Annotated in this window: 19 protein-coding genes; 5 read left to right on the forward strand and 14 right to left on the reverse strand. The window is 73.5% G+C overall.

Annotated elements, in window-relative coordinates:
* Positions 1-98: 98 nt before the first annotated feature.
* From AB0E88_RS35075 to hisI, 4 genes are all read right to left on the reverse strand, one after another.
* Positions 99-362, reverse strand: a complete 264-nt coding sequence (locus AB0E88_RS35075; protein ID WP_361639059.1) for an HGxxPAAW family protein — start codon at positions 360-362, stop codon at positions 99-101.
* A gap of 114 nt (positions 363-476) precedes the next feature.
* Positions 477-1,136, reverse strand: a complete 660-nt coding sequence (locus AB0E88_RS35080; RefSeq protein WP_361639063.1) for a TIGR02234 family membrane protein — start codon at positions 1,134-1,136, stop codon at positions 477-479.
* 71 nt (positions 1,137-1,207) lie between these two features.
* Positions 1,208-2,698 carry an anthranilate synthase component I gene (locus AB0E88_RS35085; RefSeq protein ID WP_361639066.1) on the reverse strand — a complete coding sequence of 497 codons (1,491 nt, stop codon included), beginning with the start codon at positions 2,696-2,698 and terminating at the stop codon, positions 1,208-1,210.
* 11 nt (positions 2,699-2,709) lie between these two features.
* Positions 2,710-3,102: a phosphoribosyl-AMP cyclohydrolase gene (gene hisI, locus AB0E88_RS35090; RefSeq protein WP_361639069.1), complete on the reverse strand. Its 393-nt coding sequence runs from the start codon at positions 3,100-3,102 to the stop codon at positions 2,710-2,712.
* A 70-nt stretch (positions 3,103-3,172) separates the two neighbouring features.
* On the opposite strand from hisI, the gene AB0E88_RS35095 reads away from it, so the two are divergent.
* Positions 3,173-3,808 (forward strand): TIGR03085 family metal-binding protein, encoded by a 636-nt coding sequence (locus AB0E88_RS35095; protein WP_361639072.1) that lies wholly within the window; start codon positions 3,173-3,175, stop codon positions 3,806-3,808.
* Positions 3,809-4,162: 354 nt separating this feature from the next.
* Here the strand turns inward: AB0E88_RS35095 and AB0E88_RS35100 are convergent, their stop codons facing one another.
* From AB0E88_RS35100 to hisD, 10 genes are all read right to left on the reverse strand, one after another.
* Positions 4,163-5,404, reverse strand: a complete 1,242-nt coding sequence (locus AB0E88_RS35100) for an MFS transporter (RefSeq protein WP_361639075.1) — start codon at positions 5,402-5,404, stop codon at positions 4,163-4,165.
* Positions 5,405-5,444: 40 nt separating this feature from the next.
* Positions 5,445-6,035 (reverse strand): helix-turn-helix domain-containing protein, encoded by a 591-nt coding sequence (locus AB0E88_RS35105; RefSeq protein WP_361639078.1) that lies wholly within the window; start codon positions 6,033-6,035, stop codon positions 5,445-5,447.
* Positions 6,036-6,167: 132 nt separating this feature from the next.
* Entirely contained in the window at positions 6,168-6,923 is a 756-nt protein-coding gene (gene hisF, locus AB0E88_RS35110) for an imidazole glycerol phosphate synthase subunit HisF (RefSeq protein WP_361639080.1), read from the reverse strand.
* Positions 6,920-7,330: a RidA family protein gene (locus AB0E88_RS35115; RefSeq protein ID WP_361639083.1), complete on the reverse strand. Its 411-nt coding sequence runs from the start codon at positions 7,328-7,330 to the stop codon at positions 6,920-6,922. Before AB0E88_RS35115 ends, hisF begins: the two co-directional genes overlap by 4 nt.
* A complete protein-coding gene (gene priA / locus AB0E88_RS35120) occupies positions 7,327-8,052 on the reverse strand; it encodes a bifunctional 1-(5-phosphoribosyl)-5-((5-phosphoribosylamino)methylideneamino)imidazole-4-carboxamide isomerase/phosphoribosylanthranilate isomerase PriA (protein ID WP_361639086.1) in 726 nt (241 codons plus the stop codon). The genes AB0E88_RS35115 and priA overlap by 4 nt, the downstream gene beginning before the upstream one ends.
* Positions 8,049-8,690 carry an imidazole glycerol phosphate synthase subunit HisH gene (gene hisH, locus AB0E88_RS35125; RefSeq protein ID WP_361639088.1) on the reverse strand — a complete coding sequence of 214 codons (642 nt, stop codon included), beginning with the start codon at positions 8,688-8,690 and terminating at the stop codon, positions 8,049-8,051. The genes priA and hisH overlap by 4 nt, the downstream gene beginning before the upstream one ends.
* Complete coding sequence (locus tag AB0E88_RS35130; protein ID WP_361639091.1) at positions 8,690-8,854, reverse strand: hypothetical protein; 165 nt, start codon at positions 8,852-8,854, stop codon at positions 8,690-8,692. The genes hisH and AB0E88_RS35130 overlap by 1 nt, the downstream gene beginning before the upstream one ends.
* A 5-nt stretch (positions 8,855-8,859) precedes the next feature.
* A complete protein-coding gene (gene hisB, locus AB0E88_RS35135) occupies positions 8,860-9,453 on the reverse strand; it encodes an imidazoleglycerol-phosphate dehydratase HisB (protein WP_361639094.1) in 594 nt (197 codons plus the stop codon).
* Positions 9,450-10,559 carry a histidinol-phosphate transaminase gene (locus tag AB0E88_RS35140; protein ID WP_361639097.1) on the reverse strand — a complete coding sequence of 370 codons (1,110 nt, stop codon included), beginning with the start codon at positions 10,557-10,559 and terminating at the stop codon, positions 9,450-9,452. Before AB0E88_RS35140 ends, hisB begins: the two co-directional genes overlap by 4 nt.
* A complete protein-coding gene (gene hisD, locus AB0E88_RS35145) occupies positions 10,556-11,881 on the reverse strand; it encodes a histidinol dehydrogenase (RefSeq protein WP_361639100.1) in 1,326 nt (441 codons plus the stop codon). The genes AB0E88_RS35140 and hisD overlap by 4 nt, the downstream gene beginning before the upstream one ends.
* A gap of 283 nt (positions 11,882-12,164) precedes the next feature.
* Here hisD and AB0E88_RS35150 point away from each other — a divergent pair, with 283 nt between their 5' ends.
* From AB0E88_RS35150 to ybaK, 4 genes are all read left to right on the forward strand, one after another.
* A complete protein-coding gene (locus tag AB0E88_RS35150) occupies positions 12,165-13,742 on the forward strand; it encodes an oxidoreductase (protein ID WP_361639102.1) in 1,578 nt (525 codons plus the stop codon).
* Positions 13,743-14,095: 353 nt separating this feature from the next.
* Positions 14,096-15,097: a hypothetical protein gene (locus tag AB0E88_RS35155; RefSeq protein ID WP_361639105.1), complete on the forward strand. Its 1,002-nt coding sequence runs from the start codon at positions 14,096-14,098 to the stop codon at positions 15,095-15,097.
* Between the two features lie 116 nt (positions 15,098-15,213).
* A complete protein-coding gene (locus tag AB0E88_RS35160) occupies positions 15,214-15,954 on the forward strand; it encodes an LON peptidase substrate-binding domain-containing protein (RefSeq protein ID WP_361639108.1) in 741 nt (246 codons plus the stop codon).
* Between the two features lie 18 nt (positions 15,955-15,972).
* Positions 15,973-16,473: a Cys-tRNA(Pro) deacylase gene (gene ybaK, locus AB0E88_RS35165; protein WP_361639111.1), complete on the forward strand. Its 501-nt coding sequence runs from the start codon at positions 15,973-15,975 to the stop codon at positions 16,471-16,473.
* Positions 16,474-16,801: the final 328 nt, after the last annotated feature.

The following is a 16,801-nucleotide window of genomic DNA, read 5'->3' on the forward strand; positions in this document are numbered from 1 at the left end:
CATGTGCCCCCCCCTTGGCGCACGCGGCCGGGGGGGGGGTCCGGGCCCGGGGGGGGGCGGGGACGCCCCTCACGGCGTCTGCGGGGCCGGTCGAGGGCTCAGCCCTTGGCGACGGCCGCCTCGCGGTTGGCCGTGGGCCGGTCGGCCATCACCAGCGGCTCGGACGCGGACTTCGGGGCGCCCATGCCCATGGAGCGCATGATGCCGCCGACGACACCGCCGAGGCACACGACGCCCATGCTGACCCAGAAGCCGACCGGCTGGGCCAGCACCACGAAGGCGCCGGCGGCGCAGAAACCGATGAAGGCGATGATGACACCGGTCCAGGCGGCCGGGGTGTGTCCGTGGCTGCTGCCCGCCATTGCTAGCTCCTCGTTGCCGTGTAAGTCGTACGTGTCCGTGACGGACGTGGTGTTCAGCTCCATTGTCCCGTACGCACGCGCGTGCCGTGCGCCGGGGTGGGCCGTCGGAGCGGGTCAGGCCGGGCCGGCGGCCGGGTCGGTGCCCGTGGGGTCCTCGCCGCGGTCGAGGGCCTTCCACAGGTCCTCGGGGCGGTCGGGGTCGACGGTCCGGGCGGCGCGGCGCGGGCGGGGTGCGCCGGAGCGTTCGTAGCGCCCGGACATCGCGGGCCACAGCCGGCCGTAGCGCAGGGCGAGCAGGCCGGCCAGCAGGATGAGCGCGCCGCCGACGGCGGCGGCGTAGGGCCAGGCGGTGTGGGTGAGCGTGCCCACGGTGGCGGAGGTGTCGCCGGAGGCCGCCGCGGCCTTGTCGTCGAGGGCGGCGCTGTCGCTCGCCCCGATCAGGGCGGCGGCGACGGTGCCCGCGCCGGCCAGGGCGAGGACGGCGGACACCAGCAGCCGGCCGGCGCGGCGCACGGCGAAGACGGCGACGAGCGCGGCCAGGCCCACTATGGCGAGCGCCGCGGGCACTCCGGTGACGTCGCTGCCCTTGGCGGAGAGCGGGAAGGCGCCGCCGGCGACCGTCGCGGTGCCGTCGGCCCAGCGCTGCCGGGTGGACAGCAGTGCGACGGCCGCGCCGAGCGCTCCGCACAGCAGGGCGAGGGCGAGGCTGCGGCGGCCCGACCGGGCGGGGGCGGCTTCGGTACGGGGGTGAGGTACGGCTGTCACGTACTCCACTATCGCCCGGACCCCGGGTGAACCGTCACCCGGGGTCCCGTGAGAAGCGCCCCACCCGCTGGGCGGTGCCCCTACCTGCCGAGCCGGTTGGCGGTGTGCACGGCGCGCAGCACGGCCGCCGCCTTGTTGCGGCACTCGGTGTCCTCGGCGACCGGGTCGGAGTCGGCGACGACACCGGCGCCCGCCTGGACGTAGGCGGTGCCGTCGCGCAGCAGGGCGGTGCGGATCGCGATGGCGGTGTCGGAGTCGCCGGCGAAGTCGAGGTAGCCGACGCAGCCGCCGTACAGCCCGCGCCGGGACGGCTCGAGTTCGTCGATGATCTGCATGGCGCGCGGCTTCGGGGCGCCGGAGAGGGTGCCGGCCGGGAAGCAGGCGGTGAGCACGTCGAAGGCGGTGCGGCCGGGGGCGACGCGGCCGGTGACCGTGGAGACGATGTGCATCACGTGCGAGTAGCGCTCGATGGACATGAAGTCGACGACCTCCACCGAGCCGGGCTCGCAGACCCGGCCCAGGTCGTTGCGGCCGAGGTCGACGAGCATGAGGTGCTCGGCGCGCTCCTTGGGATCGGCGAGCAGCTCGTCGGCGAGGGCCTGGTCCTCCTGCGGGGTGGCGCCGCGGTGCCGGGTACCGGCGATGGGGTGGACCATCGCCCGCCCGTCCTCGACCTTGACCAGGGCCTCGGGCGAGGAGCCGACGACGTCGAAGCCGTCGAAGCGGAACAGGTACATGTACGGCGAGGGGTTGGTGGCCCGCAGCACCCGGTAGACGTCCAGCGCGCTCGCCGTGCACGGCGTCTCGAAGCGCTGCGAGGGGACGACCTGGAAGGCCTCGCCTGCCCGGATGCGCTCCTTGACGTCCTCCACGGCGGCCTGGAAGTCCGCGCCGCCCCAGCGTGCGGTGAACTCGGGCAGCTCGGAGGGCGGCAGTGCCGCGGGCGGCTGGGCGACGGCGCTGGACAGGTCCGCCTGCATGGCGTCGAGGCGGGCGACCGCGTCGGCGTAGGCCTCGTCGACGCCGCTCTCCTGGTCGTTGTGGTTGATCGCGTTGGCGATCAGCAGGACCGAGCCCTCCCAGTGGTCCATGACGGCCAGGTCGCTGGTGAGGAGCATGGTCAGCTCGGGCAGCTTCAGGTCGTCGCGCTCGCCGGGGCCGATCTTCTCCAGGCGGCGGACGATGTCGTAGCCGAGGTAGCCGACCATGCCGCCGGTGAAGGGCGGCAGGTGCAGGTCGTGGGCGAGGTCGCGCGGGGTGTGCAGCGCCTCGAGGGTGGCGCGCAGCGCGGCCAGCGGGTCGCCGTCGGTGGGCACGCCGACGGGCGGGGTGCCCACCCAGTGCGCCTGTCCGTCGCGCGCGGTGAGGGTGGCGGCGCTGCGGACGCCCACGAAGGAGTACCGGGACCAGGAGCGGCCGTTCTCCGCGGACTCCAGCAGGAAGGTGCCGGGGCGTTCGGCGGCGAGCTTGCGGTAGAGGGCGACCGGGGTGTCGCCGTCGGCGAGGAGCTTGCGGGTGACCGGGATGACCCGGCGGTCGGTGGCCAGCTTGCGGAACGTCTCGAGGTCCATGGCGGCCGACCCTACTGATCCGAGCCCGGTGCGCCGGAACCGGCGTCCTTGAGCAGCACGTCGGTGTCGAAGCAGGTGCGCGCGCCGGTGTGGCAGGCGGCGCCGACCTGGTCGACCTTCACGAGCACGGTGTCGGCGTCGCAGTCCAGGGCGACGGACTTCACCCACTGGAAGTGCCCGGAGGTGTCGCCCTTGACCCAGTACTCCTGGCGGCTGCGCGACCAGTAGGTGCAGCGGCCGGTGGTGAGCGTGCGGTGCAGGGCCTCGTCGTCCATCCAGCCGAGCATGAGCACCTCCCCGGTGTCGTACTGCTGGGCGATCGCGGGCAGGAGGCCGTCGGAGCTGCGCTTGAGGCGCGCGGCGATCTCCGGATCGAGGCTGCTGGGCCGGGGAGTGCTGGTCATGGGTGCCATTGTGCCGCGCGGGGGTGACAACGCCTGTGCCGTGTCCGCAGGGTGGTCGTAGGCTGACGGCATGTCGACCTTCGCCAAGCGTGAACGACTCCTGCTCGCCGACCTCCTGGAGACGGCCGGTCCCGACGCGCCGACCCTGTGCGAGGGCTGGCAGACCCGTGATCTCGCCGCGCACGTGGTGGTGCGCGAGCGCCGGCCGGACGCCGCCGGGGGCATCCTGATCAAGCCGCTGGCGTCCCGGCTGGAGAAGGTGATGGAGGAGTTCGCGGCGAAGCCGTACGAGGAGCTGATCCAGCTCATCCGCACCGGCCCGCCGCGGTTCTCACCGTTTCAGCTCAAGCAGATCGACGAGGCGTCCAACACCGTCGAGTTCTACGTCCACGCCGAGGACGTCCGCCGCGCCCAGCCGGACTGGTCGACGCGCGAGCTGGACCCGGTGTTCCAGGACGCCCTGTGGTCCCGGCTGGAGCGCACGGCCCGGATGATGGGCCGCGGCGTCCCGACGGGCCTGGTGCTGCGGCGCCCGGACGGCCAGACGGCGGTCGCCCACCGCGGCACTCCGGTGGTCACGGTGACGGGCGAGCCGTCGGAGCTGCTGCTGTTCCTGTACGGCCGGCAGAACGCGGCGAAGGTGGTGCTGGACGGCGAGGAGGACGCGATCGCCAAGCTGCACGAGGCGAAGGAGCTGGGCATCTAGGTCCTGGCTGCCGCCGGGTGCGGCGCCGGGTCCTGCCGGGTCCTGCCGGGTTCCCGGCTGCGGCTCCCCCGTGGCCGGTCCGTCGTGGCCGGTCCGTCGTGGCCGGTCGCGCTGCGGGTCCGCCGTGGCCGGTTGCGCTGCGGCTCCCTTGTGGCCGGCCGCGGCTTCGATGTGGCCGGTCGGAGGGTTTCCCGCGTCCCTTTCAGGGCGCTCAGCACGTCGGTCGTCGCTCGTCGCGGCGCCACCACCTCGCCGGCCCGGGCGGGGGCCGCGAGCCGCGGCTCCCCCGGCGGGCCGGGGACACGGGCTACGGGAGTTCGGCGCGGCGCAGGTCCCGCGGGCCGGGGACGCGGGCTACGGGAGTTCGGCGCGGCGCAGGTCGCGGGCGATCAGGACGATGACGCCGGCCAGGGCGCTGACGCCCGCGCAGACCGCGAAGACCGGGCCGGTGCCCCACAGGGTCACGGCGCCGCCGACCAGCGGGAAGGTGAGGGGCGCGACGCCGAAGCCGACCAGCGTGGAGACGGACATGACCCGGCCCAGGTAGGCGGCACCGGCGCGGACCTGGACGAGGGCTCCGCACAGCGCGCCGGACAGTCCGGCGCTCACGCCGATGAGGGCGGCCACGCCGGCCGCGGCGGCGACGGACGGGACCTGGGCGAGCGCGGCGATGGCGAGGGCCGCCACCAGGTTGGTCACCGCGGCCACCACCGCGGCGCGGGGTATCCGGCCGCGCCAGGTGATCAGCAGCGCGGCGCCCGCAGCGCCGGTGCCGAAGCCGGCGAGCACCCAGCCCATGCCGGCGGAGCCCCAGCCGCGCTGCTGGGCGAGGACGGTCAGGCCGAGGTTCATCGGGCCGACGAAGCCGAGGTCGCTGAGGGCGGCGGCGAGCACCAGCGGGCGCAGCACCGCGTCCTGCCGGATGTGCCGCAGCCCGTCGCGCAGTTCGGCGAGCACCGGCCGCCGGTCCTGGCGTTCGTCCGGCGGCAGCGCGCCCACCCGTACGCCCAGCAGCAGCGGCAGGGAGACCCCGACGAGCAGTGCGGCCAGGCCGAAGGCGCCGGCCGTGCCGCCGACGGCGACCCCGAGGCCGCCGAGCGGGCCGCCGAGGACGTTGGCGAGCCGGGTGGCCATGCCCCGCATGCCCTGGACGCGGGTGAGCTGGTCGCGTGCGGTGATCCGCGCGGGCAGCGCGCCGGCCGCGGGCAGGAAGACGGCGTCGACGATGCCGAAGAGCACGGCGACCGCGCCGAGCGCCCACAGGCCCGGGCTGGTGGCGAGCAGCAGGGCGGCCGCGCCGAACACGAGGGTGCTGCGGGCGGCGGTGGAGCCGAGGACGACCCGGCGCGGCCCGTAGCGGTCGGCCACCACTCCCCCGCCGAGCATCAGCAGGGCGCGCGGCACGGCGCTGGCCGCGGTGACGAGTCCGGCCTGGGCGGGGGTGCCGCTCTGGACGGCCGCCCAGGACAGGGCGATGTAGTAGACGTTGTCGCCGACCGCGGACGAGGCGTAGGCGCCGAGCCAGCGCAGGACGTTGGGGTCGCGGTGGGCGGGTCTGCCGACCGGGCGGGCGGGTGACGCGAGGGTGGTGGTCACGCGGACCGTCCTCTCGGGAGGGATCCCGGGTCGCGGGATCTCAGGCGCGGAAGGGGAAGCCGTACGTGTGCACCGCGACGTTCTCGCGGCCTTCCGTGTCGCCGGCGTCGGCGGCGGCACGGCCGAGCTCCTCGTACTTGCGCACGAGGTCGTACATCTCCTTGGACAGCCGTGACAGTTCGTCCGCGGTGAGTTTGAGCAGCCACTCGGAGGAGTCGGAGGCGGCGTTCCACTGGGCGCCCCAGTGGGCGCGCTCGTCGAGGAAGCGGCGGTAGGTGTCGGCGCGCTGCTCGAAGAAGAGGCGGCTGGCGGCGGTGTGCGCGGCGGCCTTCTCCGGGGCGTCGCGGAAGTCCTCGTCACGGATGGTGACGCCGTCGGTGGAGGGCTGCCACCAGCGTTCGCGGGCGTCCGCGCTCTGCTTCTCGGCCTCCTCGATCAGGCCGTGCTCGGCGAGCTTGCGCAGGTGGTAGCTGACCAGGGACACGGCCTCGTCGACCTGCTCGGCGAGCTGGGAGGCGGTGGCGGTGCGGGCGATGGTCAGCGCCCGGTACAGCTTCATCCGCAGCGGGTGGGCGAGCGCCTTGAGCGTGCCCACGTCCCGGATGCGGCGGTCTCTTTCCTTGTCCGGCATGCCTCGACCGTAGATGCGAAAGAAAAGTTGCGCAACATATTTTGCACAACTTTCCTTTTGCTTCTGCCCGCGAAAAGGCCCCGGCCGGTCAGTGACCGGCCGGGGCCCGGGTCGAACGCTCGGCTGAGGAGGTCAGCGCACGGGGTGCCCCGCCCCCCGCAGCGTCTGCTTCACCTCGCCGATGCGCAGGTCGCCGAAGTGGAACACCGACGCGGCCAGCACCGCGTCCGCGCCCGCCTCGACGGCCGGGGCGAAGTCGGCGAGCTTGCCGGCGCCGCCCGAGGCGATCACCGGGATCGTCACGTGCTTGCGTACGGCCGCGATCATCTCCAGGTCGTAGCCGTCCTTGGTGCCGTCGGCGTCCATGGAGTTCAGCAGGATCTCGCCCGCGCCCAGCTCGGCCGCCCGGTGGGCCCACTCGACGGCGTCGATGCCGGTGCCGCGGCGCCCGCCGTGCGTGGTGACCTCGAAGGACCCGCTCTCCGTGCGGCGCGCGTCGACCGACAGCACCAGCACCTGCCGGCCGAACCGCTCGGCGATCTCCCGGATCAGCTCCGGGCGGGCGATCGCGGCCGTGTTCACGCCGACCTTGTCGGCGCCCGCCCGCAGCAGCTTGTCCACGTCCTCGGCGGTGCGCACCCCGCCGCCCACGGTGAGCGGGATGAACACCTGCTCGGCGGTGCGGCGCACCACGTCGTACGTCGTCTCCCGGTTTCCCGAGGACGCGGTGATGTCCAGGAAGGTCAGCTCGTCGGCGCCCTCGGCGTCGTAGACCTTGGCCATCTCGACGGGGTCGCCCGCGTCGCGCAAGTTCTGGAAGTTGACACCCTTGACGACCCGGCCGTTGTCCACGTCCAGGCAGGGAATGACTCGGACCGCCAGGGTCATGCGGACACTCCCCGCTCCGCACCGGGGCGGTACGCCTCCACCTCGACCTCGACGACCAGGCTGGGGTCGACGAAACCGGAGACGATGATCATCGACGCGGCGGGCCGGACGGAGTCGAACAGCTCCTTGTGCGCACGGCCGACGTCCTCCACGTCCCGGGCATGGGTGATGTACATGCGCGTCCGCACGACGTCGTCCCGGCCGAGCCCCACCTCCTTCAGCGCCGCCAGGGCGACCTGGAAGGCGTTGACCGCCTGCTCGTACGGGCCGCCCCCGGCGATCTGCCCGTCCACGATGGACGTGCAGCCCGAGACCAGCACCAGGCCGTTGGGCAGCTCCACCGCGCGGGAGTAGCCGAACTGCTCCTCCCAGGGCGCGCCGGTCGACACACGTCGGATGTCGCTCACTTGGCTACCGCCTCCAAGGCCTCTTCCAGGGTGAACGCCTTCGCGTACAGCGCCTTCCCGACGATGGCGCCCTCGACACCGAGAGGTACCAGGCCGGCGATGGCGCGCAGGTCGTCCAGCGAGGACACGCCGCCGGAGGCCACGACCGGGCGGTCGGTGGCCGCGCAGACGTTCTTCAGCAGCTCCAGGTTCGGGCCCTGGAGCGTGCCGTCCTTGGCGATGTCGGTGACGACGTAGCGGGCGCAGCCCTCCTTGTTCAGGCGGTCCAGCGTCTCGTAGAGGTCACCGCCGTCGCGGGTCCAGCCGCGGCCGCGCAGGGTGGTGCCGCGCACGTCGAGGCCGACGGCGATCTTGTCGCCGTGCTCGGCGATGACCTTGGCGACCCACTCCGGGGTCTCCAGGGCCGCCGTGCCCAGGTTGACGCGGGTGCAGCCGGTGGCCAGCGCGGCGGCCAGGGTGTCGTCGTCACGGATGCCGCCGGACAGCTCGACCTTGATGTCCATGGCCTTCGCGACCTCGGCGATCAGTTCGCGGTTGTCCCCGGTGCCGAAGGCGGCGTCCAGGTCGACCAGGTGCAGCCACTCGGCGCCGGAACGCTGCCAGGCCAGGGCGGCCTCCAGCGGGGAGCCGTAGGAGGTCTCGGTGCCGGACTCTCCGTGCACCAGGCGGACGGCCTGGCCGTCGCGGACGTCGACGGCGGGGAGGAGTTCGAGCTTGCTCACAGTGTTCCGATCCAGTTGGTGAGGAGCTGGGCTCCGGCGTCGCCGGACTTCTCGGGGTGGAACTGCGTGGCCCACAGGACGCCGTTCTCCACGGCGGCCACGAACGGCTTGCCGTGCGTGGCCCAGGTGACCTTGGGGGCCTCCATCGCCGTGTGGTGCGTCTCCATGGTCCAGTCGTGGACGGCGTAGGAGTGCACGAAGTAGAAGCGGGCGTCGGCGTCCAGGCCGGCGAACAGCTCCGAGCCGGCCGGGGCGTCCACGGTGTTCCAGCCCATGTGGGGCACGATGTCGGCCTGGAGCGGCTCGACCGTGCCGGGCCACTCGTCCAGGCCGTCGGCCTCCACGCCGTGCTCGATGCCCCGCGCGAAGAGGATCTGCATGCCGACGCAGATGCCCATCACCGGACGGCCGCCGGCCAGCCGGCGCTCGACGATCCAGTGGCCGCGGGCCTCCTTGAGGCCGGTCATGCAGGCGGCGAAGGCGCCGACGCCGGGCACGAGCAGGCCGTCGGCGTTCATGGCGCGGTCGTAGTCACGGGTGATCTCGACGTCGGCACCCGTGCGTGCCAGGGCGCGCTCGGCGGAGCGCACGTTCCCGAAGCCGTAGTCGAAGACGACGACCTTCTTCGGGGTGCTCATCAGCTCCACACCTCCAGCCGCATCACGCCCGCGACCAGGCACATGGCCGCGCCGACGGACAGCAGCACGATCAGGCTCCGCGGCATCTTCTGCTTGACGAAGGAGATGATGCCGCCGATCAGGAACAGACCGACGACGATCAGGACGGTGGACAGACCGTTCATCGCTTTTACAGCGCACCCTTCGTGGACGGGAGGATGCCGGCCGCGCGCGGGTCGCGCTCGGAGGCGTAGCGCAGGGCCCGGGCCAGCGCCTTGAACTGGCACTCCACGATGTGGTGCGCGTTGCGGCCGTAGGGCACGTGCACATGCAGCGCTACCTGGGCCTGGGCCACGAAGGACTCCAGGATGTGCCGGGTCATCGTGGTGTCGTACTCGCCGATCATCGGCGCCATGTTCTCCGGCTCGGTGTGCACCAGGTAGGGGCGGCCGGAGAGGTCGACGGTGACCTGGGCGAGGGACTCGTCCAGCGGGACCGTGCAGTTGCCGAAGCGGTAGATGCCCACCTTGTCGCCGAGCGCCTGCTTGAAGGCGGCGCCGAGCGCGAGGGCGGTGTCCTCGATGGTGTGGTGGGAGTCGATGTGCAGGTCGCCGTCGGTCTTCACGGTCAGGTCGAACAGACCGTGCCGGCCGAGCTGGTCGAGCATGTGGTCGTAGAAGCCGACGCCGGTGGCGATGTCGGTCTTCCCGGTGCCGTCGAGGTCGATCTCGACCAGCACCGAGGTCTCCTTGGTGGTGCGCTCTATGCGTCCAACGCGGTTCATGCCTGGGACTCCTTCTTCACTTCACGGACCGCGTCGAGGAACGCGTCGTTCTCCTGCGGGGTGCCCGCGGTGACCCGCAGCCAGCCCGGCACGCCGTTGTCCCGGACGAGGACGCCCCGGTCGAGGATCCTCTGCCAGACCTCGTGGGCGTCGTCGAACCGGCCGAACTGCACGAAGTTGGCGTCCGAGGCGGTCACCTCGTAGCCGATCGCCCGCAGTGCGCTCACCAGCCGGTCCCGCTCGGCCTTCAGCTGCTCGACATAGCCGAGCAGCGTGTCGGTGTGCTCCAGCGCGGCCAGCGCGGTCGCCTGGGTGACCGCCGACAGGTGGTACGGCAGCCGCACCAGCTGGACGGCGTCCACGACGGCCGGGTGCGCGGCGAGATAGCCGAGACGCAGGCCCGCCGCGCCGAACGCCTTCGACATGGTGCGGGAGACGACGAGGTGCGGGCGGCCTTCCAGCAGCGGCAGCAGCGAGCCGCCGTGGCTGAACTCGATGTACGCCTCGTCCGCGATCACGATCGACGGCTTGGCGGCCTGCGCTGCCTCGTACAGCGCGATCACGGTCTCCGGCGGGACCGCCGTGCCCGTGGGGTTGTTGGGTGTGGTGATGAAGACGACGTCGGGCCGGTGCTCGGCGATGGCCTTCTCGGCGGTGGCGAGGTCGATCGTGAAGTCCTCGTTGCGCGGACCGGAGATCCAGCCCGTGCCGGTGCCGCGCGCGATGAGCGCGTGCATCGAGTACGACGGCTCGAAGCCGATCGCCGTGCGCCCCGGTCCGCCGAAGGTCTGCAGCAGCTGCTGGATCACCTCGTTGGACCCGTTGGCCGCCCACACCTGGCTCGCACCGACCTCGTACCCGGCGGTGCGCGTCAGGTATTCGGCCAGCTTGACGCGCAGCTCGACGGCGTCGCGGTCCGGGTAGCGGTTGAGCGTGCGGGCCGCCTCGCGCACCCGCTCGGCGATCCGCTCGACCAGCGGCTCGGGCAGCGGGTAGGGGTTCTCGTTGGTGTTCAGCCGTACGGGGACGTCCAGCTGGGGCGCGCCGTAGGGGGACTTGCCGCGCAGCTCGTCCCGTACGGGGAGATCGTCGATCCGGACGTTCACTTGCTCTCCGGCACCTTCCAGTCGAACCTCGCCTTGATCGCCGCGCCGTGCGCGGGCAGGTCCTCCGCCTCCGCCAGCGTCACCACGTGGTGCGCGACCTCGGCCAGCGCGTCCCGCGTGTAGTCGACGATGTGGATGCCGCGCAGGAAGGACTGGACGGACAGGCCGGAGGAGTGGCAGGCGCAGCCGCCGGTGGGCAGGACGTGGTTGGACCCGGCCGCGTAGTCGCCGAGCGAGACGGGTGCCCAGGGGCCGATGAAGACCGCGCCGGCGTTCTTCACCCGGTCGGCGACCGCGGCGGCGTCGGCGGTCTGGATCTCCAGGTGCTCGGCGCCGTAGGCGTCGACCACGCGCAGGCCCTCGTCGACGCCGTCGACCAGCACGATCGCGGACTGCCGGCCCTTGAGGGCGGGCACGATCCGGTCGTCGATGTGCTTTGTGGCCTGCACCTGCGGCTCGAGCTCGCGCTCGACCGCGTCGGCCAGCTCCGGGGAGTCGGTGACCAGGACGGCGGCGGCCAGCGGGTCGTGCTCGGCCTGGCTGATCAGGTCGGCGGCGACGTGCGCCGGGTCGGCCGTGGAGTCCGCGAGGATCGCGATCTCGGTCGGGCCGGCTTCGGCGTCGATGCCGATCTTGCCGGTGAAGTAGCGCTTGGCGGCGGCGACCCAGATGTTGCCGGGGCCGGTGACCATGTTGGCGGGCGGGCAGGACTCGGTGCCGTGCGCGAACATCGCGACAGCGGTGGCGCCGCCCGCCGCGTACACCTCGTCGACGCCGAGCAGGGCGCACGCGGCGAGGATGGTCGGGTGCGGCAGTCCGCCGAACTCGGCCTGGGCCGGCGAGGCGAGCGCGATGGACTCGACACCGGCCTCCTGGGCCGGGACGACGTTCATGACCACGGACGACGGGTAGACGGACCGGCCGCCGGGCGCGTAGAGGCCGACGCGCTCGACCGGCACCCACTTCTCGGTCACCGTGCCGCCGGGCACGACCTCGGTGGTGTGCGTGGAGCGGCGCTGCGCGCGGTGCACGAGGCGGGCGCGGCGGATGGACTCCTCCAGGGCCGCGCGCACGGCCGGGTCCAGCTCGTCGAGCGCCTGGGTGAGCGCCTCGGCCGGCACCCGCACCTGTTCCAGCCGGACACCGTCGAATTTCTCCGCGAAGTCGATCAGTGCCGCGTCGCCACGATGATGCACGGCCTCGCAGATCGGACGCACCTTCTCCAGGGCGGCCGCAACGTCGAAGTCGGCTCGGGGCAGCAGGTCACGCAGGGCGGGGCCCTCAGGAAGGGCGTCGCCGCGCAGATCGATTCGGGAGATCACGGTCTCAATTCTCTCAGACCCGCGCTGCGGGCCGTGCGGCCGTATCAGTGGCTGATACACGACGCGATACGGCGCGGGGGTGCGGGCGCGGGCGCGGCGGGGGGTGCGGACGCGGTCGGGGCGGGGGTGCGAGCGGGGGTGCGGCGGCCGGGTCACGCGGCCGATGGGCGCGCGGACTGTCCGGAAGACGACCGTCACTTTGAGTGTTCGGAGTGTCACGGACCGGGCATGAACGGCTGTACGAAGACCGAACTCGCGAGTAGCCGGGGAGGAAGTGAGCGCCGTGACCGAGGAGGTCGGCCTCCACGACACCGGCGAGCTGCCGGACGAGCTGACCGCGACGGAAGCCGGCATGTGGCTGGCCTTCCGCAACGGCAGTGTGTACGACCTGAGCAGCGGCGACCCGACCGTCGACGACCCGCACGGCGGGCACCCGTGGGGGCAGGAGCGCACGGTGCGGGCGCGCATCGTGGCCTGGCTGCTGCTGGACGGCCCGCCCGCCCTCGCGGGCCGCGTCTCCGCGCTGAAGCTCGTCGGGGTGCGGCTCAGCGGCGCGCTCGACCTCGCGGGCGGCACGGTGGCGCCGTACGTGGAGCTGCGCGGCTGCCGCTTCGAGACCGACGTGCTGCTGCCGGAGGCCCGCTTCACGACACTGCGGCTGGTGAACTGCTCGGTGCCGCGACTGGAGGCGGCGCGCCTGCACACCGAGGGCGATCTGCACATGCCGCACTGCCGCTTCCACCGCGGCGTCCGGCTCACCGACGCGCACATAGGCACCGACCTGATGCTCAACGAGGCCATCGTGCACCGTGACCGCACCGGCCGGTCCATCGCCGGGGACGGCCTGAGCGTCGGCCAGGACCTGCAGGCGGAGCTGCTGCGGTCGGACGGGGAGCTGAGCCTGCGCGGCGCGAAGATCGGCGTGTCGCTGAGCCTGCGCGGGGCGCGGCTGGCCAATCCGTACGCCCGTCACGCGCTGAACGCCCCGCAGCTGACCGTGGAGCGCACGCTGTACCTGACCCCGGCCGGCGTCGGCCAGGCGCTGATGGGGGTCACACCGGCGCAGGGGACGCGGATCCAGGCGTTCGAGTGCCGGGGCGGGGTGCGGCTGGACGACGGGCGGTTCGGCGACGCGGTGGACTTCGAGCGGGCCCGGTTCGCGCTCGGTGAGGAGCAGGAGCTGTCGCTGCGCCGCGTGCAGACGCCGGAGCTGCGCTTCCTCGGCGAGCAGCCGCGGCTGGGACGGGTGGTGCTGTCCGGCGCGCGGATCGTCACCCTCATCGACCAGGCCAGCGCCTGGCCGGGCCCCGGGCGGCTGCAGATGGCCGGCTTCACCTACGAGTGCCTGGTGCCGCACGGGCCGTTCCCGCTGGCCGAGCGGCTCGCCTGGGTGGCCGCGGCGACCGCCGAGTACAACCCGGAGCCGTACGAGCGTCTGGCCGCGGTGCTGCGGGGGGCCGGCGAGGACGAGGACGCGCGCGAGGTGCTGCTCGCCAAGCAGCGCCATCGCCGCGGGACGCTGCCGCTCGCCGCGAAACTGTGGGGCTACGCCCAGGACTGGACTGTGGCCTACGGCTACCGGCCGGGGCGGGCCGCGCTGTGGCTGGCGGTGCTGTGGGCGGCGGGTTCGCTGGCCTTCGCGCACGCGGGGCCGCCGCCGGTGCAGCGTGACGAGCACCCGGCGTGGGATCCGGCACTGTTCGCGCTGGACCTGCTGCTGCCGGTGATCGATCTGGGCGAGGTCGGCCAGTGGCAGCTGACCGGCGGCTGGCAGTGGCTGGCCGCCGCGCTGGTCCTGCTGGGCTGGGTCCTGGCGACGGCGGTGGCGGCGGGCGCGACACGACTGCTGCGACGCGGGTAGCCAGAACCGGCGCGAGGCGGCGCCGCGGTGCGGGTAGCCCGACCCGGGCACGGCTGCTGCGCGGCGCCGGGGGTCCGACCCCGGGCGAGACGGGCTGCTCCGGCGCCGGGGGGGCCGACCGGGGCGACGGCTGCTGCGGTGCCGGGAGCGCGGCCCGCGGCTGTCACGGCACTGGTTGCTCGGCCTGCGGGCGTTTCGGCGCGCGGGCGCCACCTGCGGTTACCCGGGGTACGTGGGACATGGGTTCGATAAGTTGAGGAAGGGTCACGTTTTGCTCTTCCTTGACCGCGGGGCGTACAACTTTCGGGAGGTTCCGTGTAGCCACTGGCGCGGCCACGAGCAGCGGCTTTTCAATGGTCGACACCATGGCTCTGCTGCTGCCGTTCATCCGCTCGGGCCGGATGACCCCCACCGCCGCGCACCCCGGCCCCGACGCGGACGCCCCCCACGTCCCGGACGACGAGGTGCTCCTCGACGCGCCCGACTCCCGGCTCGCCCCCGTGCTGGTCGCGGCCGCGCGCGGCGACCACGCGCCCGCCGCCGGGCTGCTCGGCGCGACCCGCGCCGCCGCCGAGTGGGAGCGCCGCGACCGTTACGCCGTGCGGCTCGCCGCCTTCGCGCACTCCCGCCCCGAGTGGCTGGACGTCTGGCGCACGGCCGACCCGCACGACCCGCACGGGCTGGTGGTCGAGGCCCAGCTCGCGGTGGACCGCGCCTGGCGCTCCCCCGCCCGCGCCGAGGCGCTGCGCGAGGTGAGCCCGCTGATCACCCGGGCCGCGCGCGGTGACGACCGTGACCCGGTGCCGTGGCGCATCGCGCTGGACCACGCGCGCGGGGCGCGGGCCGGCCACCGGTACTTCGAGGAGCTGTGGGAGGCGGCGGTGCGGCGCGCACCGCACCACTACGGCTGTCATGTGGCCGCGCTGCGCTATCTGGCGGCCTCCGAGCAGGACGCCCACCGCGCCTGCTTCGACTTCGCCGACCGGGCCGCGCAGGACGCGCCGGCCGACTCGTTCGTCCAGGCGCTGCCGTTGCGTGCGGCATTCGCCTGTCTGTCGGGCCCGCGCGGTGCGAGCGGTTCGCGGGTGGAGCGCGAGCGGCTGGACGCGGCGGCCGACCGGGCGATCGCGCTGTCGGCGCTGCTCGGGCCCGCGGATCCGTGGCCCGCGCCCATCCGGAACCTGCTCATCCATGTGCTGGCCCGGCTGGACCGGCCCGGCGAGGCGCTGGAGCAGCTGCGGATGAACGGCCCGTACGCCACGTCGTTCCCGTGGGAGCGGCAGTCGGAGGACCCGCTGGGGCATTTCCTGCAGGTGCGGGAGGAGCTGCGGGGGGCGGTGGCCGGGGAGCGGTGACCCGCCCGCTGCGGCGGCCCCGAGGTCTGTGACGTGCGGCCGTGGCGGGGTCGCGGGCGTCCACAGCGCGGGCGGGGCGGACATGTGTGCCGGGGCGGCCATTAGGCTTTGGCGCCGTGACCACCGTCCGGCTCCCGCTCTTTCCCCTGAACTCGGTGTTGTACCCCGGGCTCGTCCTCCCGTTGAACGTCTTCGAGGAGCGATATCGCGCCATGATGCGCGAGCTGCTCAAGACACCCGACGACGAACCGCGCCGGTTCGCCGTCGTGGCGATCCGCGACGGCCGTGAGGTCGCGCCCAGTGTGCCCGGCATGCCGGACCAGACGGCGCTACCCGAGCTCGGGCCCGCGGCCGGGTTCGGCACCGACCCGGCGAAGGCCTTCCACTCCGTGGGCTGCATCGCGGACGCGGCGACCGTCCGGGAGCGTGCCGACGGCTCCTTCGAGGTCCTGGCCACCGGTACGACGAGGGTGCGGCTGCTGTCCGTGGACGCCTCGGGGCCGTTCCTGACCGCGGAACTCGAGGAGCTGCCCGAGGAGCCCGGTGACGAGGCCGGGGCGCTCGCGGAAGGGGTGCTGCGGGCGTTCCGGCAGTACCAGAAGCGGCTGGCGGGGGCGCGGGAGCGGTCGCTGTCGACCGGGGCGGAGCTGCCCGACGAGCCGTCGGTGGTGTCGTACCTGGTCGCGGCGGCGATGATGCTGGACACGCCGGCCAAGCAGCGGCTGCTGCAGGCGCCGGACACGGCGTCCCGGTTGCGGGACGAGCTGAAACTCCTGCGCGCGGAGACGGCGATCATCCGTACGCTGCCGTCGCTGCCCGCGGCGGATCTGACGCGTGGGCCGACGAGTCTGAACTGATCTTGGGGAACGGCCGGTATGGCGAAGAAGGCTAAGAAGCAGCAGCAGTCCGGGGGGACGCCGGCGACGGTGGCGCTCGCGGCGGCGGGCGTGGACTTCACGGTCCACGCCTACGAGCACGATCCGAGCCATCCCTCGTACGGCGAGGAGGCCGCCGAGGCGATGGGTGTCTCCCCGGAGCGGGTGTTCAAGACCCTCGTCGCCGACGTCGACGGGACGCTGACCGTCGCCGTCGTGCCGGTGGCCGGGCAGCTGGACCTCAAGGCGCTGGCGTCGGCGGTGGGCGGCAAGCGGGCGGCGATGGCGGATCCCGCGCTGGCCGAGCGCACGACGGGGTATGTGCGTGGGGGGATCTCGCCGCTGGGGCAGCGCAAGGTGCTGCGGACGGTGCTGGACGCGTCGGCTTCCTCGTTCGACACGATCTGTGTGTCCGCGGGGCGCAGGGGGCTGGAGGTCGAGCTGTCCCCGGGGGATCTGGCGAAGCTGACGTCGGCGGTTGTGGCGCGGATCGGGCGCTAGCCGGGTGCGTTGTCGGCTGCGGGTGCCTGCGGCGCGGGTGCCTGCGGCGCTGGGTGCGTTGTCGCCTGCGGGTTTCGTTGTGGCTGGGCGCGATTGCCTGCGGCGCCGGGTGCGTCGTCGTCTGCGGGTTTCGTTGTGGCTGGTCGCGCCGTTCCCCGCGCCCCTTTGGGGCCTGCGGCGGCCCGTTTCCGTCCGGTGGCCGGTTGCGGTTTCGCCTGCGGTGCGTTGTGGGGCGGGGCCGGGGTGGGGGGTGTCCGTCCTCGGTCCGGCCGCCCGTCCCCGACGCGCGCACCCTTGCCCGGTGCCGGCCGCTGCGGGCGGACACCCC

It is taken from the genome of Streptomyces sp. NPDC028635, from assembly GCF_040637635.1.
Taxonomy (GTDB): domain Bacteria; phylum Actinomycetota; class Actinomycetes; order Streptomycetales; family Streptomycetaceae; genus Streptomyces.